Below are 22,977 nucleotides of genomic sequence, written 5' to 3'. Positions count from 1 at the left end.
CGGATTTGTTGCAAAACCGGTGATCTCTTACGCACTGGCGCTGCGATTGCGCACAGAGCCGGGTCAGTCCTTCAGGCACAGTCTGGGGCCGTGAGCGAGAATAAAGGGAGAAGACCGTGAAAATACCGGCAAGACAAGGATGTCTGCGGGTTGGCCTGATGGCGTTCATCTGCCTGTTGGTGGCCGTCACCCGGGCCAGCGAGCCCCCTTTGCAGCTGGCCAGGGTGTATCAGCCGGGCATGGATCTGCAGGGCTACTGGGTCAGCGAAAAGCTGGACGGGGTGCGGGCCTACTGGGACGGGCAGCAGTTGCTGTCCCGGGGCGGCAATATTATCGCCGCGCCGGACTGGTTCCTGCGCGATTTTCCCGACCAGCCCCTGGACGGTGAGCTGTGGATGGGGCGCGGCCGCTTTGCCGCGGTGTCGGCGGCGATCCGGCGGCTGCAACCGAAGGCGGAGGAATGGCGGCAGATCCGCTTTATGGTGTTCGACCTGCCGGCCAGTGGCGTGCCATTCAGTGAACGGATGAAAAAGATGCGTGAGCTGGTGGGCAAGACCTCCTCCTATCACCTGGCCATGGTGGAGCAGCGACGGGCCACGGACCACGGTGCCCTGCTGGCACGCCTGGATCGGGTGCTGGCGGTTGGCGGAGAGGGCTTGATGCTGCATCACGGTGACAGCTTCTACAAAGCCGGCCGCACGGCGGCTCTGCTCAAGGTGAAAACCTTTCAGGATGCGGAAGCAACGGTGGTGGGTTACAGCAACGGGAAAGGCAAATACCAGGGCCAGGTGGGCGCCCTGGTGGTGGAGACCGGGGATGGTCGCCGCTTCAAGCTGGGCAGTGGGCTCAGCGATGACGAGCGGGTGGACCCGCCGCCGCTGGGCAGTACCGTGACCTATAAATATTACGGCCTGACGTCTACCGGGTTGCCACGCTTTGCCAGCTTTCTGCGGGTCAGAAACGACGAGCCGGCGGCGCCGACCCGTCGGGTGTCGCAGTCCGATTGATCAGGGCTGCAGGTTCAGCTCGTAGATGGCTTCGTTGCCACTGTCATCCAGCAGGGTGGCCATGAAGTTGCCACCGGCACCGGCTACCGCATCGGCCACGAAGTTTTTGGCGCGGTCGGTGTTGGGTACCCGGAAGACGATTTCAAGATTGCTGGTGTAGCCCAGGATCGGAGCGAAGGACCAGTTGTTGTCGGCGGTAGGCGTTACCGGGCTGTTGGCCTGGATGTAGTTGCCGACCACCTGGCGATTTTCGTCCGGAGATTCGATCACCACATGGTCACCGCCGGTGCCGGCGAACTTGCCGCCCGCGGCGCGGTAGTTGTTGCTGGCGATGAGGAATTCCTGGGCCGGGTCGATGGCGGCGCCTGCAAACTGCAGGTCAACAATCCGGCTACCGTCGCTGACCTTGACGCAGTCGCGGTCATAGCGGGCTGGCTCGGTCACATCGATCTGGTAGGTCACGCCGTCGATCACATCGAAGTTGTAGGTGGGGAAGCCACTGAAATCCACCAGCTCCTGGCGGTCAGTGGTATCGGTGATCTGGAAGAATTGCGAGGCGGAACATTCCAGCCACTGTTCCAGTTCGGCTCCGGTCACCTTCACTGCCATCAGGGTGTTCGGGTAGAGGTACAGGTCGGCGATATTCTTCACTTGCAGCTCGCCAGCAGGGACCACAGTAAAGCTGCTTTCCTCGGCGCAGACCCCGTCACGGTCACAGGCCTTGAACGGGGCCGCAGCAGATAGCACCGGCAGGCCATCCAGCTCGGTGCCGACAATGGCCTCTTCCACATAGGCCTTCTGGGCATCGCTAACGATCTGGATGGAAGGATCGTCCTTCACCACGGCCAGGAAACTGAAGATGTCATCGGTGGACTCGCCGATCACCTGGCCCATGTAGTCCAGGGTGGCGTCGTGGTCGGGTTTGACCAGTGCAGTCAGGGCCGCATCGGCCTCGCCGTCCGGGTCCAGGGCCCGGGCTTCCACCTTGCTGTCCACCACGGTCCAGGTCTCGCCGTCGTCAGCCAGCGCCAGGGTCAGATCGATGATGCCCAGGTGGCTGCCCCAGTAGCCGGGCATGACCGAAGGCACCCCTTTGATAGTGCCTTTATCCAGATCCACGTTGGCGGTGTTGGCAAAGCTGTCCGAGGGGAAAGTCAGGTGGCTGTGGCCGAACATGATGGCGTCGATGCCGTCCACGTCTGCCAGGTACCAGCTGCTGTTTTCCGCCTTGGCCTTTTCCGAGTAGGCGGTGGTATCGATGCCGGAATGGGGAATGGCAACGATGATGTCCGCGCCTTCCGCTTTCATCTGTGGCACCAGCAACTCTGCCGTGGCCTTGATGTCTTTGGCGGTGACCTTGCCCTCCAGGTTTTTCTTGTCCCACTGCATGATTTGCGGTGGCAGGAAGCCGATAAAGCCCAGGGTCAGGTCATGGGGATTGCCGTCCCGGTCGAAGACCGTTTTGGTGATCAGCGTGTACTGGTCAAAATACGGGGTACTGCCGTCGGCGCTGAACACGTTGGCGCTGATGTAGGGAAAGGCGGCGTCATTGACGCTCTCGGCGAGGAAATCCAGGCCGTAGTTGAATTCGTGGTTGCCGTAGTTGCCCACGTCGTAGGCCATTTCATTCATGACCTTGTAGACCGGGTGCACCTCGGCACTGGTGAGCCCCTGCGCCTGGCGCCAGTCGCCCATGGGGCTGCCCTGGATCAGGTCGCCGTTATCGACTAACGCAGAGTTTTCCGGGTAGGTGATTTCGGCACGGGCCTGCTTGACCAGCATGGCGGTGCGTACCAGGCCGTGGCCACGGTCCACGCTGTCGCTGTAGTAGTTGTAGTCCATCACGTTGGCGTGGATATCGGTGGTTTCCATCAAACGCAGATCCACCCGTGGGGTGGTGTCCTGTTGGACGGGGGTATTGTCGTCATCGCCGCCGCAGCCGCTGAGCAGGGCGCCGCCGGCCAGAGACAGGGCCAGCAGGGATCGCAGTGAAGCCTTCATGGTGTTTCCTGTGTTTGGGTTGAAAGAAGGGCGGCGCGAACGCCGCCGGGAAATTTTTAAAAAGAATCAGGGGCAGTTGCTGATCACGGTGAGTGAGCTCACCGATTCCAGGCTGGGGTGACTCATGTACAGGTCGCGCACGCCGTCCACTTCCAGGGTCTGGCCGACCATGGCCGGGTTGTTGGCGGGGCTGTATTCGGCGCGCTGATCGGATTCCAGCTTCACGTAGACGCTGGTGCTGTTGTTCAGGTCGCCCAGCTCCAGGGCGTAGGGGTCGTTAACGCCGCTGATCACTTCGCCCACCACGGTGAGCGGGGTGCCCTGGCTGCTGGCGTAGGCATCGCTCACCGACACCGCGCCGCTGCTGCCACAGCTGCCGCCCCCGGTACTGCCATCCACCAGCTGCATGTCGGTGACGTACTCGATGCTGGGCTCGCCCATGTAGACATCACGCGCACCACTCACTTGCAGGGTTTCACCGATCACTGCCGGGTTGTTCTGGGGGCTGAAGTCGTTGCGGTACTGGCTTTCCAGTTTTACGTAAAGGGTGGCACTGCCGTTGCTGTCCTCAATTTCCAGCGCGAACTCGCCATTGATGGCCTGGGTAATCACCCCTGCCACGGTGACGGTAGTGCCAGTGGGTTCGGCCAGGGCGTCGCTCACGGACAGCACTTCACCGCCGCCGCCATTGTTGCCACCGGGGCCATCCGGAGCACCGTAGGCGCCGTAGTCGAAGGTGCTGGCATCCCAGGGGTTATAGCCGCCGGAGGGCGTATTCCAGGGCTGGCCGTTGTCCGGGTCGTCCAGTTCTTCGCTGGCCATGGGGGTGGGGGTGACGGTGCCGGCCGGGTGGGCGCTGCTGTTGAACTGGGTGTAGCTTTCCGGGGTGGCCAGCCAGTCGATCAGGTTAATGCTGAGCTGGGCGGCGTTACCGGCATCGGTCCAGCCCGGGTAGGTGCTCTTGGTGTTGCCGTTGTCCTGGCGCTTGTACTTGGGCGAGGCATCTTCAATGGGGCTGGAGTCGCCGATAAAGGCGGCCTTGCCGGGGCCGGATTTGGCGATGGCCACGTAGGGGCCTTCGGCGGTGCCGCCGAAGTAGAGCCCGGAGTCCACCGCGTGGGTCCAGCGGCTGGGGCTGTCGCTGGTGGAAAAGTACACCAGGCCCTTGGCCTTATTCGGGTCGGTGATCGCCAGGGTGGCGCCACCGGCCATCAGTACCGGGCCCACGCCGGTGGTCAGTCCTTCCACCTGGCTGGCCGGTTCGATACCGCTGGCGCCGCTGTGCCAGTCGATGGCGTTGAAGCGAAAGCGGATGCCGAACTCCTGGGCCAGCCAGCCACCAGTGGCGACGCCGGGATTACGCAGGTCGCCGTAGCTGCCACCCACATTAAACTGGGACAGGGTGGATCGGTTATAGCCGTTGAACACTTCGGTGCTGTCCCAGGTGTTCAGGTTGCGGTCGGCGTTGTAGTGGTCGGCCACAAAGAAAATGCCCTTGCCGGCGGCCACAAAATCTTCCAGTGCCTGCAATTCTGCCTGGGTAAAGGGACGGTTGCTTTCCGCGAGAACCAGTACATCCGCGTGGCTGATGGCGCTGTAGGTAATCACCGCTTCATTGGCGTTGCTGTTGGCGGTGGTGGGATTGGTGTAGTCATCCACGAACTGGATGACACCATCGCTGTTCTTGTCCACGCCCCGGTATTCCTGCACCGTATAGCCTTCGCCTACCAGCGCATCGGCAAAGTCGGAAAAGGCACCGTCGATCACCCAGTCCGCGTTGCCTTCGGTGCCTCCGTGGGAGACATCGAACAGCACCACCTTGCCGTTATCGTTGGCACCGGGTGTCTTGATGGGGGCGGGGTAGTTCCACTGGTAGGCATGGGCCGATCCCAGTGAGGCGGCCAGCAGGCCGGCGAAGAGCATTCGCTTCATGAGTGTGCATCCCTGAGCAGAAAATGGAGTGCCCAGAGGGTGGCGGTGCGACAAGTCCCGGCGGTAAAAATCCTGTGAATTTTCGGTGAACCCTGTTCGTTTTATGGCAGGGTAGGCATTACGGTCAAAAACAGGAAAATTGTCACGGGCCGGTCATGGCCGGGTCATAGCTACAGTTGATGGAGAGGTGTAGGTGAACAGGGAGATAACAGCGTGAGTGCGGTGACCAGCCCGATGATGCTCTCCTCCCTGGCACTGGTGGCAGACAGCGATCAGGCCTTTACCTTGCGGATAACGCTGGCCCGCCTGGCCCGGCGGACGCTGGATGTGCAGTACTACATCTGGGATGACGACACTACCGGCAAGTTGTTGACCTACCGGGTGCTGGAGGCGGCACGCCGGGGCGTGAAAGTGCGCATGCTGCTGGATCACGCCAACCAGTTGGGCCGGGACGTGAAGTGGGCGGCGCTGGATGCCCATCCCAATATCGAGGTGCGCCTGTTTAACGCTTTCCGGGGGCGCTACAAGCATGTCCTGCAATGGCTTCATCACATGCCGTTGCTGAATCACCGTATGCACAACAAGGCCTGGATCGTGGATGGTGAACGGGCAATCGTGGGCGGCCGCAATATTGCCGATCACTATTTTGGCGTGAACGCGTCCACCAATTTTCGCGATCTGGACCTGTACGCCCGTGGCCCTATCGTCGCCGATACCCAGGCGGCGTTTGACTGCTACTGGGACAGCCCGCTGGCCATGCCCATGAAGACCCTGCGTCGTTACCGGGAGGCGGCGGCGGAGCGTGTCTGGCAGTGGCTGCGACAATGGCGCCGCTCCCTCAAGAACTATCCTTACCTGTTTCCCCAGCACGAAGCCTTCTTTACCGATTACCTGGCGGGGCAGGACCGCCAGTGTGTACAGGCCCATGCGGTGTTGCTGTTCGATAGTCCTGACAAGGCGGCCGGGGTCAAACAGACCCTGATGGGGGATCAGCTCGCCCACCTGCTGGCCAGGGACGATCATCAGGAACTGCTGATGGAGGCCAGCTATTTTATTCCCGGTGATGCCTTTGTGGCGGAACTGGCGGAGATGAAACAGCGCGGTGGTCGCGCGGCGGTGCTCACCAACAGCCTGGCCACCAATGATGTGATTGCCGCCCACGGTGCCTATGCCCGTTATCGTGATGGTCTGCTGGCAGCCGGGGTGGAGCTGCATGAGCTGGCGCCCAACGCCCGTGCCCTGCATCGGCAGGTGCGGTTGTTCAAGGGGCGCTCCCGGGCCAGCCTGCATACCAAGGCCATGGTGCTGGACCGGCGCGAAGTGTTCGTGGGCTCATTCAATATCGATCCGCGCTCGGTGCATCTCAATACCGAGATGGGCTACTACGTGGCGTCTGAGGAACTGGGGCAACAGGTGGCGGCCTTTATCGAAGAGGGGCTGGCGCCGGAAAACAGTTATCGGGTCGATAAAGAGCGGGGAAAGCTGACCTGGGCCGGGGATGGCCATGACGGTCGGCCGGCGGTCCATCACCACGAACCCGACGTGACGGTGTGGCGACGCATGATGGCATGGTTACTGTCGCTATTGCCCATTGAGCGAATGCTGTAAGGCCGGCAAGCTCGAGCAACGCCAATGGCCATCTTATTGCCACTGTAGGAGCCATGCTTGCATGGCGAATGGTGCATTGTTCGCCATGCAAGCATGGCTCCTACAGTCGTTTCGTAGAGAGATCTTCTGGCGGCCCTGCATTGAAAATTTTTGGAGAGTGTCATGTCCCAGCCGTTCTGTTTCCGCTTTCGGGTTCGCTATAACGAATGCGATGCCCAGCAAGTGGTCTTCAATGCCCGCTATGGGGACTACGTGGACCTGGCCATGACAGAATTCATGCGCGCCATGGGCTGTGACTACAACCAGTTGCTGGCAAAAGGGCTGGATAACCAGGTGGTGAAGCTGACTACGGAATGGCAGTCGTCGGCACGCTTTGATGATGTCCTGGACGTGTTGGTGTCACTGACGCACATGGGCAATACATCGTTCACCCTGGCAGCGGACATTCGCCATGCGGATGAAGGGCGCGCCATCGCCCGCGCGGAAGCAGTCTACGTGATGATGACCACGGAACCCTTCGAGAAAACCCCGGTGCCCGACGACCTGCGCGCGCTGCTGCAGGCCGGCGCGCCGGGGGTGGTGATTGATCAGAGTGGGCGAGGCTGACATCTCAGCCGTAGGAGCGTCGCTGGCGGCGCGATAAATCAGTTTCGAGTCACGAAAACCTGAAACTCCCGCTCTTTGCTGTCTTGCCTTTCGAAACTCGCTTCTCGCAACTCGCGACTACTGTAATCGCGCCGCCAGCGACGCTCCTACGAGCGGTGATCATAACGTAGGGTGGATTAGCCGCAGGCGTAATCCACCTTTGTTTCAGGGGGGGAGGACCATGGTGGATTACGCCTTAGGCTAATCCACCCTACGCCATGTCATTGTGTTACAGGTCCGCCGCCTGAATGGCAGTAAGGGCGATGGTGTAGACGATGTCGTCCACCAGGGCGCCGCGGGACAGGTCGTTCACCGGTTTGCGCAGGCCCTGCAGCATGGGCCCGACACTGATGCAGTTGGCGCTGCGCTGCACCGCCTTGTAGGTGGTGTTGCCGGTGTTCAGGTCCGGGAAGATGAACACGGTGGCGCGGCCGGCCACCGGGCTGTCCGGGGCCTTGGCCTTGCCGACGCTGTCGATGGCGGCGGCGTCGTACTGCAGCGGGCCATCCAGTAACAGATCCGGGTTGGCCTCGCGGGCCAGTCGGGTGGCCTCGCGCACTTTTTCCACATCGTTGCCGGTGCCGGAATCGCCGGTGGAGTAGCTGAGCATGGCCACCCGCGGGGTGATGCCGAAAGCCTTGGCCGAGGCGGCGCTCTGCCGGGCGATCTCCGCCAGTTGCTCAGCGTTTGGGTCCGGGTTTACCGCACAGTCCCCGTAGACCAGCACCTGCTCCGGCAGCAGCATGAAGAAGATCGACGACACCAGATGGTATTCCGGGGCGGTCTTGATCAACTGCAGGGCCGGGCGGATGGTGTTGGCGGTGGTATTGATGGCGCCGGATACCAGGCCGTCCACTTCGTCCAGGGCCAACATCATGGTGCCCAGCACCACGGTATCTTCCAGCTGGGCACGGGCCATGGGGGCATTGAGGCCCTTGTTGCGACGCAGCTCCACCATGGGCTCCACGTACTGTTCGCGGATGCTGTCCGGGTCGAGAATCTCCAGCCCTTCCGGCAGGGTAATGCCCTGGGTGCGGGCCACGGATTCCACCGCGTCCCGTTTGGCCAGCAGCACGCAGCGGGCAATGCCCCGTTCCTGGCAGATGGCCGCTGCCTCGATAGTGCGCGGTTCGCTGCCTTCCGGCAGCACGATGCGCTTGTTGGCTTCGCGGGCCCGTTGCACCATGCGGTAGCGAAAGGCCGGTGGGGACAGGGTCAGCTCGCGGGGGCTGCCGCAGCGCTCACGCAGCCATTCGTGGTCCAGATGGCTGGCCACAAAGTTGGTCACCTTTTCCACCCGCTCGCTGTCGTCCACCGGAATTTCCCGGTTCATGCGATTCAGGTTGGTGGCGGTTTCGTAGGAGCCGGTCTCTACCGTCATCACCGGCAGGCCTGCATCCAGCGCACTCTGGCACAGGCGCATTACCCGCGGGTCCGGCTGGAAGCCGGTGCACAGCAGCAACCCGGCCAGGGGCACGCCGTTGCTGGCGGCCAGGCTGGCGGCAACAATGATGTCGTCCCGGTCGCCGGGGGTCACCACCAGTACCCGTGGCTGGAACAGCTCCACGGTATTGGGCAGGGCGCGGGCGCAGAGCACGATCTTTTCCATGCGCCGGTGCTCGTCATCGCCGGCGTGCAGTACGGTGGCGCCGAGCAGCTTGGCCACGTCGCGGGTGCGCGGGGCATTCAGTTCCTCCTGCCAGGGCACGCAGCCGAGCAGGCGCAGGTCGCCTTTCTCCAGGGCCGGGAATTGCTGCTTGAGTTGCTCCGGCAGGCTGTCGTCGCGCACCTTGTTAAGGACCACCCCCAGCACCTTGTCATTGCGACTGCCGCCGAACTGGCGGCAGTGGATTTCCAGGCTGTCGGCCAGGGCGGAGACATTACCGTCCTCCGGTGCCGCCACCAGAATCACTTCTGCCCCCAGGCTGCTGGCCAGCGCCGCGTTCAGGCGCGCGGCATAGCTCACCGTGCGGGTGGGCACCATGCCTTCCACCACCATCACGTCCTTGCCTTCGGCGGCCTGATGAAAGCGCTGCACGATCTGCTCAAGCAGGTCGTCCATTTGCCCTTCGCCGAGATATTTTTCCGTCTGCTCCAGGGGCATGGGCGTGGGCGGCTCGATGGCGAAGGTGCGGGTGATCAGTTCACTGGACTGTTCCGGGCCGGTGTCGCCGGGTTGGTGCTGGGCGATGGGCTTGCAGAAGCCAATCTTCAGGCCGCCCTGTTCCAAGGCGCGCAGCAGCCCCAGGCTGGTGGAGGTGAGCCCCACGCCAAAGCCGGTGGGGGCAATAAAATAGATCTGCATTATGATTCCTCGTCCTTGTCGGCGCCGATGGCGGCCAGGGTTTCCAGGGCGATCTGGCGTTCTTCATTGGTGGGTATCACCAGGATGCGGGGGCTGTTATCGGCCTGGATTTCGCCGCTGGCGCCGCCCACACAACGACGGTTGGCATCGTCGTTGATGGCCAGTCCCATCAGCCGCAGATGGGACACGGTCTTGGCCCGTACCAGGGCCGAGTTCTCGCCGATGCCGCCGGTGAAGATCAGGCCGTCCAGCCGGGTCAGGGCGCAGGCCTGGCCGGCCAGGGATTTGGCCAGCCGATAGCAGAACACCTCGATGGCCAGGGTGGCGCCCTCATGGCCGTCGTTGCTGGCCTGCTCCAGGGTGCGCATATCGTTGGACAGGCCGGACAGGCCCAGCAGGCCGCTTTCCCGGCTCAGTACCTGATCGGTGTGTTGCGCCGACCAGCCCAGCTCCCGTTCCAGAAAGGCGTGCAGGCTGGGGTCCACATCGCCGCTGCGGGTTCCCATCACCAGCCCTTCCAGGGGCGTGAAGCCCATGCTGGTGTCGCGGCTGTGGCCATCCTGTACCGCGCAACTGGAGCAGCCGTTGCCCAGGTGGGCGGACAGCCAGCCACTGGTGTCCACTGGCAAACCGGTGAGGGAGGCTGCCCGGCGGGTGACATAGCAATGGCTGGTGCCGTGGAAACCATAACGGCGAATGCGTTGTTGCTGATACAACTCGATGGGTAGCGCGTAGCGGTAGGCGTGTTCGGGCAAGCTCTGGTGGAAGGCGGTATCGAATACGGCCACCTGGGGCAGGTCGGCAAACAGGGTCCGGGCGGCGTCGATGCCCAGCAGGTTGGCCGGGTTATGCAAAGGTGCCAGCGGGCTGGCGGCACGGATCGCGGCCAGGGCGGCGTCATCCAGCAGTCCGGCGGCGGTGAACTGCTCGCCGCCGTGGACCACCCGGTGACCAATGGCGGCCAGGCGATTGCCGGCGTAGGCCTGCACCCGGGGCAGCAGTGCCTCCAGCGCCTGGCGGTGATCCGCGTCGGCCAGCGGTTGTTCCTGTTGCTCACCATCCTGCTGCCAGCGCAGTACGGCCTCGGGGCTGTTCAGCCTTTCCGCCTGCCCTTCCAGGGGAAACACGCTGCTGTCTTCGTCCACCAGGGCGAACTTGATGGACGAGCTGCCACAGTTGATTACCAGTACCAGCGGTGTGGTCATTGCTGCCTCCTTGCCATAGCGAGCTTCCACTATATACAAGGTAAGGCGGGGCTGTATCACCGGGTTGGTGGCGTTAGTGTAAGGGCGTGAGAGCGGGGAATAACGTGGTGCCGCCGCGATTATCCGTGATGACAATCGCGGTGGAACCACCGCTGCCACAAACGCAGGCTCGGCGTATCAGGCGCCGGCAATATCCAGCACCACTTTGCCTTTGGCGGTGCGAGAGGTGAGCGCGGCGAGCGCTTGTTCGTAGTCCTCGAACTTGAACACCTGGCTGATGCGCGGGTTGATCTTGCCCTGATTGAACAGCTGCATCAGCTCCATGATGTTCTGGATATTGGTCTGCGGTTCCTTCTGGGTGAAGGCGCCCCAGAACACGCCGATGATGGAGCAGCCTTTCAGCAGCGCCAGGTTGGCGGGGATCTTGGGGATGTCGCCGGCGGCGAAGCCGACGATCAGCAGACGGCCGTTCCAGGCCATGTTGCGGATAGCCGCTTCGGTGAACTTGTCGCCCACCGGGTCGTAGATCACGTCCACGCCTTTCGGGTAGCGCTGCTTGAGCGCGTCCTTCAGGTCTTCCTCGGCGTAGTTGATCAGGTCATCGGCGCCGGCCTCTTTGGCCACTGCCAGTTTCTCGGCGCTGCTGGCGGCGGCAATCACGGTGGCGCCCATGGCCTTGCCCAGTTCCACGGCGGCCAGGCCCACGCCGCCGCTGGCACCCAGCACCAGCAGGGTTTCCCCGGGCTGGATGTTGGCGCGCTGCTTGAGGGCGTGGTAGCTGGTGCCGTAGACCATGGAGAAGGCGGCGGCGGTGTGGTCGTCCATGCCGTCCGGTACCGGGATCAGCTGGTTTTCCGGCACCAGAATCTCTTCCGCGAAGGCGCCGTAGCCGGTCAGGCCCATGACCCGCTGGCCGGGCTTGAAACGCTGAACGCCTTCGCCCACGGCCAGCACTTCACCGGCCATTTCACCGCCAGGTGAAAACGGCAGCTCCGGCTTGATCTGGTACTTGCCTTCGATGATCAGGGTATCGGGAAAATTCAGGCCGGCGGCCTTAACCCGCACCTTCACCTGACCCTTGCCGGGCTCGGGGGAAGGGATGTCGTCAATGACCAGCGTATTCGCCGGCCCCAGTTCCTTGCACAAAATCGCGCGCATGCGTTGCTCTCCCGGAAATCTGTTTTTTATGTGTAGCAGACGCTAACGCTGATGGGGGGATTAGACAAATGCATGGGGCGCATTGGGAAGGATAAAGATAACTAATAGCCACTAGTTTCTAGCCACTAGCTGCGAGTGAAAAGACGTTTCCAGCGGAGAGGCGCGGAGAAAAGCCGGGACGAATCCCCGTGCTTTTTCCGCGCCTTGTAGCTAGCAGCTAGCAGCTAGCAGCTCGAAGCTGCGTTACCGATGCCCGGTGAATTCCACCACCTGCTGGAAGGTGGGGCGGTTTTGCCAGTGGATGGCGGGGACGGTGGCCAGGCCGATGGCGCGGTGCTGGATCTGGTCCTGGCTTTCATCCACGTTCCAGTTGTCCATGTTGGCGATGCCGCCCAGTTGCTCAATGGCCTGGTTCAGGCTGTTGGCCAGCGCGCTGCGGCAGGTGGCCAGGTCATTGCTGCCGGCACAACGCAGCGCCCGATAAGGGCTGGCGCTGCTGCCCGCGGCCTGTTGCAGCACCCGCTCCAGGTAGCCGTAGTAGCCGTTGTTGTAGGCGGAGCCGCCGGCGCCGGGCTTGTTGTCACGGCCCATCAGGGACAGGTTCTCACCGTCCACGTCTTCAATGGCAGTGATCTGTGGCAACAGGATGTCGATCATCAGCGGGTACCAGGCATCCATCAGGGCCACGGCGGCTTCCTCGTCGTAGTTGCCGTCACCGTCCCGGTCGCGGCGCAGGGCGCCGTTGGCGACCCAGTTCTGCATCAGGCGGATGGCGCTGTCCTGATCGCCGGTGACCGGCGCACTTCCCAGCAACGCCAGGGCGGCGGGGACGATTTCCTGGCCGCGCAGGTCCACGGTGGCGGCATCGCCCATGGCTTCCACCATACGGGCCCGGGTGACGCTGCCTTCCTCAACCAGTTGCTGCAGGCGCACATCGAGGATGTCGTTGCGGTGGGCGGAGCCATAGGGTGCATGGGCGTCGGCGGCCCACCAGTCCCGGGCCGGACGGTTGTTCCAGCTGGCCAGGTAGCCCCGTGGCGGGTTGCTCTCCTGGGGATGGGCCTGCTGGGGCAGGAAGCCATTCCAGTCGTATTGGCCGTTGCCCCAGCTGGGCAGTTCCGGATGGATGCCGTTGGCCCGTTGCGGGTAGTCGCCGGAATGGAAATAGGCGATATCCCGGTCGTCGATGTAGAACCAGTTGAAGCTGCCGGTGGTGTTGTAGAACACGTCGTAGAAGCTTTCCACATCGTGCACATCATTGCGGCTGGCCTGCAGGAACGGCAGGGCGGTATCCAGTTCGGCAAAGTAGGTGCTGCGCTGGTGGGTCACCGCCACCGGCATGCCGGACACGGTGGCGAAGCCGATTACCGGCCCGTACTCCGCGGTGCGGATCACCCGGCGAGTGACCGCTTCGTTCTGCCCCACCGCTTCTGGATCGGTGGAGGAGGCCAGGTTCCAGCGGGCCACCCACTCATCGTCGATCACATCAAAAGGTTGGCACTGGCCGTTGACCTGGTAACCGCCCTCACCATGGGCCGGTGGGTCGGCCGGCTCGCAGCGCTGCACGACGCGGACGTCTGTCAGGTCGGAGCTGCCGGAGGTGGCGCTCCAGGCAAAGTCCGGGCCGCGCCCGATCACTACATAGGGCAGGCCGGTAAAGGTCATGCCACGGGTGTTCAGGTCGCCGCCATGAACGGCCATTTCCAGCAGCAGCTGGGGTACGAAGTAGCTGGTCTGCGGGCCGAACACGGCCAGGGGCTGGCCACTGGCAGAGTGCTCCGCGTTGAGCAGCAGAGCATTGGACATGACGCTGGGGAAACCGTCGCGCAGCCCCTGGATACCGGTTTCGATAGCGGCGATGCGCTGCATGGCCTGTTGTTGCTGTTGCTCGGAGAGCGTCTCGTGACGAGTCCAGAGTGCGGGCAGTTGGCGAGTCAGGCTGGCCCACTGCTGTGACAGTGCCTGGCCACCATCATCCAGGAACGACAGGGATAGCACACCGCCGAGCAGGTCCCCCACGGTATCCAGCAAACCACCAACCACACCGGTGCCGGGCAGGGCGGGGACATTGCCCAGCGCTTCAGGGCATTCCGGCTGGCCGGGGCGACCACAGGGCTCATGGCTGAGCGGGTCATAGGTCTGGAAGGAGCCGGCATCGAACATCACCGCGCCGGGGAACTGGCCGGCCAATTCGCCGCTGAGCGGGCAGATGTCCGGCAGGGTGGGTGGCGACTGGGTGGCGAAGGATTTTGTGGTGGTCACGGAGGATTCCGGGTCGGTGCCGTGGCGTAGGTCCTTCCACAGGTCGCAGGCGATCTCCTTGCTGCCGGTCTGGGCTTCCAGGGCCTGGAGCAGCAGCACATTGTTGTGTTCGTTGCCGCCACCGCCGGCGAAGATACCCTGGATCAGGGTGGCAATGGCCACCACGTCTTCAATCACAAAGGGTTCCAGTTGCACCCCGAGGGCCACATATTCCACCGGCACTTCCAGCAGCCCGCTGCGGGCGTCGGCCACGTACTGGTTGAGGCCGGCCACATAATTGGTGGCGTCGTCGAAGACCTGGGCGCCGTCGTCGCCGAAACGGGCGATGGTGTTGGCGATCATGGTGGTGCGGTCCTCTTCCCGGTAGGGGGCGCTGACGGCGATGTCCTCATCGAAGGAGAAATCCGCCGGACCCAGGAAGCGGGACAGTTCGCCGCGACCGGCACGGCGCAATACGTCGAGCAGGAACAGGCGGTCGGCGGCGGTCACATAGCCGACACCAAACAGGGCATCGCGACGGGACTCGCCGAAAATATGCGGTACCCCGAAGTTGTCGCGTTTGATATCCACCTGATAGCCGGCGGCATCCAGGGTCAGCTCGCTTTCCCAGTTGCCCGCGTCCGGCGCCAGCAGCGGGGCGGCCTTGAAATAGTCGACCAGCTGCTCATCGGTGAGCCCCGGTTCACTGCGCACCAGGGCATCGTAGAGCCCCAGCTGATCGTCGAAGTGAGGCTCCTTGCTGAGGGCCGGCACCAGCCCGGTTTCCGCCACCAGGTCGTCGAACAGGGTGCTGAGCAGATCCCCCAGGCCGGGAATGTCTGCGCTCAGATTGGCTACCCCGCCGATGTCATCCTGGCCCGGTGGGAGGATGTTGAGCACGGTGCCGTAATCTGCAAAGGGGGCGGTGACATTGGACGGCCGCGGCTCCGGGCCGCCCGGCTCTTCCGGCACAGTGGGGGTGCTGGGGGTGGGGGTGTTGCTGACCGGAGTCGGGTTGCTGGAGCCTCCGCCGCCACAGGCGGCAAGCAGGCTGGCGCTCAGCAGGGTACTGAGTAACAGGCCGGGTTTCATGGTGCTCTCCTCGGGACATTATTATTTTGGCCGGCGAACGATGTTCGCACTAACGTCCCAAGACTGGCATTCCCGCGAGTATGAGGGGAGGCCCGGCAACAAAACAGCAAGAAAAGCCAACCAAACGCAAAATAGCTAGGGAACCTCTGAAAAACTCCCCGACTTTGCCATAATCAGGGCTTTCTATCAGCCACTTTCCGGGAATGCCATGAGCCAGCTGACTTTTGCCGAAGCCGAATATGAACACAAGAAGCGCAAGACCCGGCGGGAAGTGTTCCTTGAGAAGTTGGATCAGTTGCTACCCTGGAAGGCGCTGGAGTCCACGATTGCGGTCTATTACGCCTCTGGCAGCACTGGCCGGCCGCCGTATGCGCTATCGAGCATGCTTCGCATTCATGTCATGCAGATCATCTACAACCTGAGTGATCCGGCGATGGAAGATGCCTTGTATGAGATCGAGTCTATGCGCCGTTTCGCAGGGATTCGGCTCTCTCGGGTTCCTGATGAGACAACGATCCTGAACTTCCGGCACCTGCTGGAGCAGCACACTCTTGGCAAGAAGCTGTTCAAGAAGATCAACCGTCAGTTGGCACGACATGGCCTGATGGTTCGGGAAGGCAGCATCGTTGATGCGACGATTATCGAAGCGCCCAGCTCGACGAAGAACAAAGGTAAGGCTCGTGATCCGGAGATGCACCAGACCAAGAAAGGCAATCAATGGCACTTTGGCATGAAGTGCCATATTGGCGTCGATGACACGGTGGGTCTGATTCATAGCCTTGCCACTACCGCCGCGAATGAGCATGACCTGACGGCATCAGACCAGCTTTTGCATGGCAAAGAGAAACGTGTCTGGGGAGACGCGGGTTATTGCGGTATCGAGAAACGCGAAGAGCACAAGAACCGTAAAGTGGATTGGTTTATCGCTGAGCGTCCTGGTAAGCGCTCCACGATGTCGAAGGTTGCGCTGGAATGCGAAACCATCAAAGCCAGCGTACGTGCCAAAGTGGAACATCCCTTCCGAGTGATCAAAGGCATGTTCGGTTACAGCAAGGTTCGCTACCGGGGTCTGGCGAAAAATACCAACCGGCTCTATCTCCTGGCGGGGCTGCACAACCTGTTGAGGGTGAAACGGGTGCTGCTGCCCTAGGGGCAGTGCGCCTGATTGCCGCTAAAGTGCGGCAATCAGGCGAAAAAATGAACACTCAAGAGTGAATTGTGGCCTGAATTTGATGGCAGAAGCCTGTTGATCATCGTAAAGGCGAAAAAAGCGAGTTATTCAGACCTTCCCTAGGAGCTATGAGTCGCGGGGGAGGGTGTCAGGCACGGACAGGATGTGCCCGCGATTCCGGGAATGAGCCACAAGCCACAAGCTTCAAGCTGCAACGAGGATCAGGCAGGGGATTTTGACAGGCCGTGCCCGCGCACCCAGGTAATTGCGCGGGCACTGAGGCGCAGAACAGGAAAATCTGTCTCGCGCCTTGTAGCTTGAAGCTTGTGGCTTGCAGCTGCTTTTCAGATGTTCTTTTCGATGTGCGCCAGCACGTTGGCGAGGCGGTCGACCAGAATCTTGTTGATGCTCTTCTCCAGTACCCGGCCCAGCTCGTCGCTGACCACCGCGTCGGCCAGCGGGCGGATGCGGGTGATGAAGTCGGCCAGTTTGGGCACGTCTTCGCCTTCCGGCAGGGCTTCGTCACCGTACTTCTCGTCCACCAGGTGGTGGATGATCATGCCGATGAAGCGCTCGGCGAGCTTGTCGACTTCCTCGCGCACCAGGGTCACGTGGGTGAGCACCGCGTCCAGGGGGACACCGGCTTCGCTGAGTTCCTTGCCGGCGTTGTAGATGCGCGGGTAGGGAATGCGCAGGCGCATGCCTTCGGGAATGATGTAGCCCAGCTTCACCGCCTTGGTCATGACTTCCGGGGTGATGTCTTCGCCGAAGTCATCCAGCAGATCCTGGTAATCCAGGTAGGAGGGCACGCTGGGGGTCTGCCAGGAGGTGACCGCCACTTCCAGGCCGAGAATATCGTTGAGCTCACGGCCCTGTTCCCAGGCGCTGAGCAGGTCACGGATATTGTTGAGGGTGTAGCCGCGTTCCAGCAGGGCGCCGATGATTTTCAGGCGCGCCAGATGCACATCGGTATAGATACCGGTGCGTCCGCGTTTTTCCGGTGGCGGCAGAATGCCCCGGTCCTGGTAGGCACGCACGTTACGCACCGTGGAGCCGGCCTCGCGGGCCAGTTCGTCGATGGTAAATTCCTTGTGGTTGCCGGCTTCGGCCTGAAGCGCTCCGGTCACAGGCTGGGTGTATTTCTTCAGGCTGCGCAGGATTGCGGCGGGGTTGCGGTCACTGGTTTTCATGCCCGCGATGATAGCCCGCTTTTTGCACAGGCGCCACAGTCCGCAGTGGCTGTGGATTGATGATTTCGGCCATAAACGTGATGGTTGTCACTTGGCAGAGCGCTGCAATGCCGAGGTAGGAGGTTGCCTGCAAGCGAAACGGCGTTGTTCGAAGCATCTTCGCGAGCAGGCTGGCTCCTACGGGGCTCGGGGTGAGCGTAGTGGAGTAACGCCGCAGGGTGAGAATAGCGAATCAACGTGCATGCATCGCGAAGAGGAGCTCACCGCCAGGCCGATTCGCGATGCAAGCATCGCTTCCCACACACACCTCAAACGCCGGAAGGTATGTGGGAAGTCACATGCTTGCATGACGAAAACGTTGGCACAGCCCTGCTTCTTCAAACGTCCCCTTCGGCTCAGGGGGTGATTTCCACCTGGGCCAGGTTACGGGCCAGGGACGGGGTGAAGCGTCCCAGCCATTGCATGCCCCGTGCTTCCGGGCTCACCGGCACGACCGCACGGTTTTTCTCCACCGCCTCGACGATGGCCTGGGCCACCCGGTCCGGGGTGAAGGCGCGGCGCTGGTAGAGCTTGTGGGCGTGCTGGCGACGGCGGTCCTGCTCTTCATTGTCCACGCCCACGAAGCGGGTGTTGCGGGTGATGGGGGTATCAATGATGCCCGGGCAGATGGCGCTGACGCCGATGTTATGGTCGCCCAGTTCGGCGCGCAGGCATTCGCTGAACATCAGCACCGCACTCTTGCTGGTGGCGTAGGCGGGGAGCATGCGCGAGGGCATGAAGGCGGCGGCGGAGGCCACGTTGACGATGTGGCCGGCGCGGCCCTGATCCACCATCTGGCGAGCAAACAGGCGGCAGCCATGAATCACGCCCCACAGGTTGACGCCCAGCACCTGCTGCCAGTCCTTCACGCTGGTATCCAGCAGGGAGCCGGACAGGCCGATGCCGGCGTTGTTGACCACGATATCTGGTGCGCCCAGTTCCTTTTCCACCCAGTTGGCCAGGGCTTCCATGGAGCGGGTACTGCTCACGTCGCACTTGCGGCTGAGGGCATCGCCGCCTTCGGCAGTAATGATGCGGGCGGTGGCGGCGGCGGCCTCGGTGTTGATATCGGTGCATACCACCAGGGCGCCACGGCGGGCAAAGGCCAGGGCGGTTTCTCGGCCGATGCCGGAGCCGGCACCGGTGATCACCACCCGTTTGCCGCTGTCAGGACCTTTTATCCGCTTGCCGGTGACTTCACTGCGCTGCAGGGGGCCGGAGGCAGGGGCGCCATCAATGTGCTGGATGAACTCGCGGATCCAGTCGGCGGTTACGTCCGGGTGTTGCAGCAGCGGGCCCCAGTGCCCGCAATCCAGCTCCCGGCGCCACAGTTTCTCGGTCCATTGTGACAGGTCTTCCAGCATGGCCGGGCGCACATAGTTGTCCTGGCGGGCAACGATCAGCTGAACCGGCACCTTGGTGTGTCGTTCCCGGGGCTTGAGCAGACAGGGCAGCATGTTGGCCCGATACAGTTCAATGCCGTGGGTGCCATCCTGCAGCTGGGTGGCGCTGGGTTCGCTGTCCAGGTTTTCGGTGCGGCGCAGTACCTGCGGCCAGGCTTTGGCCAGGCCGGCTTTCCACAGGGCCGGGGCCAGTATCGGCAGCTGGAAGGCGCCGATGTACCAGGAATGGGAGAGCTGGTTGAGCACGGCGCCGAGTTTCTGTTCGCGCAGCCGGGCCTTCATCCACTGGCCCACATGGTCCAGGCAGGGGCCGGACAGGGTGGTGTAGGAGGCGATGCGCTGCTCGGCACCCGGGTCGGTGACCGATTCCCAGGTCTGGATGGAGCCCCAGTCGTGGCCTACCAGATGGACCTTTTCATTCGGGCTGACGGCATCCATGACCGCATGCAGGTCGTCGCGCAGTTCGCGAAGCTTGTAGGCGGCCCGACCTTTCGGTACGGAAGAATGGCCGGCGCCGCGCACGTCATAGGCGACCACTTTGAAATCCCGGCTGAGCCGTTCGGCTACCTTTTCCCAGACGTGGTTGGCGTCCGGGTAGCCATGCACCAGGATCACCGTGGGGCTCTTGTCCGCACTCCAGGTGCGTACCGCCAGATCCACGCCATCACGGCTTACTGTTGTATCGCGCCACTGAACCATCAGGCTGCTTCCTCTTGATTATCGTTATCGCTGTTGTCGAGCAGGTGGTCCGGGGTGGCGGTCAGCCAGCGCGGGCCCTGATCATCCATCAGCAAAAATTCACTACAGGCGACGCTGTGCTGGCCATCGTTGAAGGTCAGTTGCCATTGCCATAGCCCGGGGATCAGCGGTTCCTCGCCAATGCAATTGCCCTCTGGCGGGGCGCCGGTGAGCGGTACCAGCCGGTAGTGCTGGCGCAGGCCGGGGAACCGGCGGGCCAGTTGTTGCGGTGTTTCACCCCGGCGCAGGGCTTGTGGTAACTGCTCGCGGAAATCGCGCAGGCGGCTGTGCAACGGCGCCAGCTCGGCACTGGCCGGGCCACTGAGGCTGGCTTTGGCGGCATGGCCGTTCTGCACCGCATCGCATCGCAGTATATAGCTCATGCCGTGCCGGTAGCGGCGCTTTCCCGGTCTGTTCAGGCCAAAGCGACGGCGGGTCGTCTGGCCGGCAAAGCGCACCTTCGGCGGGCGGGCCGGATCGAATAATTGATGGGCACGGAGCCAGTCACGGATCAGCAGCTCGCAATCCTGTTCGCTCATCCCCGGTAGCAGGGAGGCGGCGATAATCTGCAGGCATTTATCCGCCTGTTCCCGGCTGTGGAGATAGGGGGCCAGTGCTTGGGGATTCGGGGTCCAGAATGCGCTCATGAACGCCTCCGCCATGTTGTTATGGAATGGAGTCCGATAATTACAGTGGTCAATGTCATGGTCAACCGATGCGATTGGCATTTCTTTGCCGTCAGCGCCTCCCGGCGGTCAATGGCGGATGACATTTCCGGTACAGAGCGTTCGCGCGATCTTCACATTTTTCCGTTCCTGGCTTGTTAGGCTATGCGTCTGAATAAGCTTCAAATATAGCGGTTGATCCGGCAGAAGCCGGCACTAAGGAGATGAGTGTGCGCCATCAAGCCCAGATTTTGCGGGGCCTGACAGCCCTTCTTTCCCTGTTGTTAGTGATGCTGACGACGGCGTTGCCTGCCCAGGAGGCGCCTCCTGCGGGGCAGAACTATGGTGAGTTGGCGGAGCTGCTGGAAAACGATGCCACGCGCCAGCAGCTGATCGACCAATTACGGGGTCTTGAGGCTGCCGCCAACCCCGCCCCGCTGGGGCTGGAAGGTGAGGTGCCCCCAGCGGAAATCGCCGCCCAGGCCCCCAGCGGACAAACCGCCGAGCAGGTCTCCCTGGCCCGCCGCATGGCGTCGGCCACCGGGAACCTGGCCGGAGACATGGGCCGACAGTTTGCGGCCATGAGCGGCCTGGTGACAGGTTGGTTCGCCAGCGATGACAGCGCTGGCGAGGTGGCTGCCACCACCCCGGTGAACATGAAAGCGGTCACCGCGGCGCTGCTCAATCTGGCCATTCTGGTGGTGATCACCTTCCTGGTGTTCTGGGTGCTGCGTACCCTGGCGAGTTCTGCCTTTGGCCGTCTCAGCCACTGGGCCCGGGCCGGCTCGGAGAAGTTGGCCATCCTGCGCACCACCGTGGCCGTGGCGGTGGCCGCCCTGCTGGATATCATCGTAGTGGCGCTGGCCTACCTGGCCGGTACCCTTGTGGCGCCGATACTGAGCGAGCAGCTGGGGGCGGATGCCACCCGACTGGCGTTGTTCCTGAATGCGTTCCTGATCGTGGAACTGGCCAAGGCCGGCCTGCGCATGTTCTTTTCCTCCCAGTACGAAGGCCTGCGGCTGCTGCCGGTGGCGGCGGAACAGGCGCGCTACTGCAACCGGTTCCTGGCCCGGGAGGCCGGGCTGGTCGGTTACGGCATGCTGGTGCTGGTGCCGGTGCTGAACTTCAATGTGTCCCCGGCGGTTGGCAGTGGTACCGGCACCCTGATCATGCTGGTGGCTCTGGTCTATGCCGCCGTGGTGATTTTCCGCAAGCGCCAGGTACTGCGTGACGCGCTGACCGAGCGTGCCAATGCCAGTTACGGTCCGCTGCGTCTGTCACTGCTGTTGCTGGCGCGCCTCTGGCACTGGCTGGCGCTGGCCTATGCGCTGCTGGTGTTTGCGGTCACCGTGCTGCACCCGGAAACCGCCTTGCCCTATGTGGCGTTGGCGACCCTGGAAACCCTGGTGTACGTAGGCGTGGGGCTGCTGGTGTCAGTGGCCCTGGGGCAGCTGATCGGCAAGGAAATCCAGCTTTCCGAGCGCCTCAATGCCAGCATGCCGCGGTTGCAGGCCCGGGTGAACACCTACGTGCCCACCGGGTTGAAAGTGATCCGCGCACTGATCCTGATTCTGGTGGTGGTGCTGTCGCTGGATGCCTGGGAGTTCTATGACCTGGCCGCCTGGTATGCCACCACCGCCGGTGCGCAGACGGTGTCCGCACTGATCGATATCCTGATTATCCTGGCGCTGGCGGCGGCCCTGTGGATTGCCCTGGCGAGCCTGGTGGAGCACAAATTCAGCCCCGGGGAAGACAGCACCCCCGCTCAGGCGGCACGGGGTGAAACCCTGTTGGGCCTGTTTCATACCACGCTGGCGATCACCATCATCATCATGACCACGATGATTGTGCTTTCCGAGATTGGCATAGAGATCGGCCCGCTGATTGCCGGCGCCGGTGTGTTGGGCCTGGCCATTGGTTTTGGTGCCCAGAAGCTGGTGCAGGACGTGATCACCGGCATTTTCATTCAACTGGAGAATGCCATGAATACCGGCGATTTCGTCAGCGTCGGTGGCAACTCCGGCACCGTGGACCGGGTGGGGATTCGCTCGGTGGCTCTGCGGGACCTGTACGGCACCTACCACATCGTGCCGTTCTCCTCGGTGGATGCGGTGTCCAACTTTACCCGTGAATTCGGTAACCATGTGGGCGAGTACGGTATCGCTTACCGGGAGAGCATCGATGACGCCATCGTCCAGCTGGAGGCGGCCTTCGAGGCGCTGAAAGAGGGCGATCACAAGGATAATATCCTGGCACCCATGACGGTGGCCGGGGTCACTGCCCTGGCGGACAGCTCGGTGAACATCCGCGTGGTGATCAAGACCACGCCGGGCAACCAGTGGGCGGTGGGCCGTGCCTTCAACCGCCTGGTGAAGATCTACTTCGACAAGGCCGGCATCGAGATCCCGTTCCCCCATACCACCCTGTACTTCGGCGAAGACCGGGACGGCAAGGCACCGGCGGGCAACATCCGCCTGACCGACGATCGGGTGGTGTCCACTCAGGATGGCAACGACGGGTAAGACAGGCGCCTGCTACGGCAGGCGTTGTTGGACATCCAGTTTTCACCACAGAGGG

General features: G+C 62.6%; 14 protein-coding genes. 5 read left to right on the top strand and 9 right to left on the bottom strand.

Features of this window, described 5'->3' with window-relative positions:
- Positions 1 to 116 precede the first annotated feature (116 nt).
- The gene (locus tag KZ772_RS12515) at positions 117 to 1,007 is read left to right on the top strand and encodes a DNA ligase (RefSeq protein ID WP_290536877.1); all 891 of its coding nucleotides are present in this window, start codon (positions 117 to 119) and stop codon (positions 1,005 to 1,007) included.
- On the opposite strand, the gene KZ772_RS12510 is transcribed toward KZ772_RS12515, so the two are convergent.
- Both KZ772_RS12510 and KZ772_RS12505 read right to left on the bottom strand, forming a co-directional pair.
- The gene (locus KZ772_RS12510) at positions 1,008 to 3,008 is read right to left on the bottom strand and encodes a bifunctional 2',3'-cyclic-nucleotide 2'-phosphodiesterase/3'-nucleotidase (RefSeq protein WP_290536876.1); all 2,001 of its coding nucleotides are present in this window, start codon (positions 3,006 to 3,008) and stop codon (positions 1,008 to 1,010) included.
- Between the two features lie 66 nt (positions 3,009 to 3,074).
- Positions 3,075 to 4,940: a hypothetical protein gene (locus tag KZ772_RS12505; protein ID WP_290536875.1), complete on the bottom strand. Its 1,866-nt coding sequence runs from the start codon at positions 4,938 to 4,940 to the stop codon at positions 3,075 to 3,077.
- A 213-nt stretch (positions 4,941 to 5,153) separates the two neighbouring features.
- Between KZ772_RS12505 and KZ772_RS12500 the strand changes: the two genes are divergently transcribed.
- Both KZ772_RS12500 and KZ772_RS12495 read left to right on the top strand, forming a co-directional pair.
- Positions 5,154 to 6,548, top strand: coding sequence for a phospholipase D family protein (locus KZ772_RS12500; RefSeq protein ID WP_290536874.1), 1,395 nt, complete (start codon positions 5,154 to 5,156; stop codon positions 6,546 to 6,548).
- A gap of 162 nt (positions 6,549 to 6,710) precedes the next feature.
- Positions 6,711 to 7,154: a thioesterase family protein gene (locus KZ772_RS12495; RefSeq protein WP_290536873.1), complete on the top strand. Its 444-nt coding sequence runs from the start codon at positions 6,711 to 6,713 to the stop codon at positions 7,152 to 7,154.
- Positions 7,155 to 7,422: 268 nt separating this feature from the next.
- On the opposite strand, the gene pta is transcribed toward KZ772_RS12495, so the two are convergent.
- From pta to KZ772_RS12475, 4 genes are all read right to left on the bottom strand, one after another.
- The gene (gene pta, locus KZ772_RS12490; protein WP_290536872.1) at positions 7,423 to 9,498 is read right to left on the bottom strand and encodes a phosphate acetyltransferase; all 2,076 of its coding nucleotides are present in this window, start codon (positions 9,496 to 9,498) and stop codon (positions 7,423 to 7,425) included.
- Positions 9,498 to 10,703 carry an acetate kinase gene (locus tag KZ772_RS12485; RefSeq protein ID WP_290536871.1) on the bottom strand — a complete coding sequence of 402 codons (1,206 nt, stop codon included), beginning with the start codon at positions 10,701 to 10,703 and terminating at the stop codon, positions 9,498 to 9,500. Before KZ772_RS12485 ends, pta begins: the two co-directional genes overlap by 1 nt.
- A gap of 177 nt (positions 10,704 to 10,880) precedes the next feature.
- Positions 10,881 to 11,861 carry an NADPH:quinone oxidoreductase family protein gene (locus KZ772_RS12480; protein WP_290536870.1) on the bottom strand — a complete coding sequence of 327 codons (981 nt, stop codon included), beginning with the start codon at positions 11,859 to 11,861 and terminating at the stop codon, positions 10,881 to 10,883.
- Positions 11,862 to 12,104: 243 nt separating this feature from the next.
- The gene (locus tag KZ772_RS12475) at positions 12,105 to 15,194 is read right to left on the bottom strand and encodes a penicillin acylase family protein (RefSeq protein ID WP_290536869.1); all 3,090 of its coding nucleotides are present in this window, start codon (positions 15,192 to 15,194) and stop codon (positions 12,105 to 12,107) included.
- A 208-nt stretch (positions 15,195 to 15,402) separates the two neighbouring features.
- Between KZ772_RS12475 and KZ772_RS12470 the strand changes: the two genes are divergently transcribed.
- The gene (locus KZ772_RS12470; RefSeq protein ID WP_290536472.1) at positions 15,403 to 16,344 is read left to right on the top strand and encodes an IS5 family transposase; all 942 of its coding nucleotides are present in this window, start codon (positions 15,403 to 15,405) and stop codon (positions 16,342 to 16,344) included.
- 365 nt (positions 16,345 to 16,709) lie between these two features.
- On the opposite strand, the gene KZ772_RS12465 is transcribed toward KZ772_RS12470, so the two are convergent.
- The 3 genes from KZ772_RS12465 to KZ772_RS12455 all read right to left on the bottom strand — a co-directional run bounded on the left by KZ772_RS12465 (position 16,710) and on the right by KZ772_RS12455 (position 20,382).
- The gene (locus tag KZ772_RS12465) at positions 16,710 to 17,555 is read right to left on the bottom strand and encodes a MerR family transcriptional regulator (RefSeq protein ID WP_290536868.1); all 846 of its coding nucleotides are present in this window, start codon (positions 17,553 to 17,555) and stop codon (positions 16,710 to 16,712) included.
- Between the two features lie 395 nt (positions 17,556 to 17,950).
- Entirely contained in the window at positions 17,951 to 19,696 is a 1,746-nt protein-coding gene (locus KZ772_RS12460) for an SDR family oxidoreductase (RefSeq protein ID WP_290536867.1), read from the bottom strand.
- A complete protein-coding gene (locus tag KZ772_RS12455) occupies positions 19,696 to 20,382 on the bottom strand; it encodes a hypothetical protein (RefSeq protein WP_290536866.1) in 687 nt (228 codons plus the stop codon). Before KZ772_RS12455 ends, KZ772_RS12460 begins: the two co-directional genes overlap by 1 nt.
- Before the next feature lie 242 nt (positions 20,383 to 20,624).
- On the opposite strand from KZ772_RS12455, the gene KZ772_RS12450 reads away from it, so the two are divergent.
- Positions 20,625 to 22,922 carry a mechanosensitive ion channel domain-containing protein gene (locus tag KZ772_RS12450; protein WP_290536865.1) on the top strand — a complete coding sequence of 766 codons (2,298 nt, stop codon included), beginning with the start codon at positions 20,625 to 20,627 and terminating at the stop codon, positions 22,920 to 22,922.
- Positions 22,923 to 22,977 lie beyond the last annotated feature (55 nt).

This window comes from Alcanivorax sp. (genome assembly GCF_019431375.1).
In the GTDB taxonomy this organism is placed as follows: domain Bacteria; phylum Pseudomonadota; class Gammaproteobacteria; order Pseudomonadales; family Alcanivoracaceae; genus Alcanivorax; species Alcanivorax jadensis_A.
Note: the sequence above shows the minus strand (reverse complement) of the source record. Positions and strands in the feature narration are given on the sequence as shown.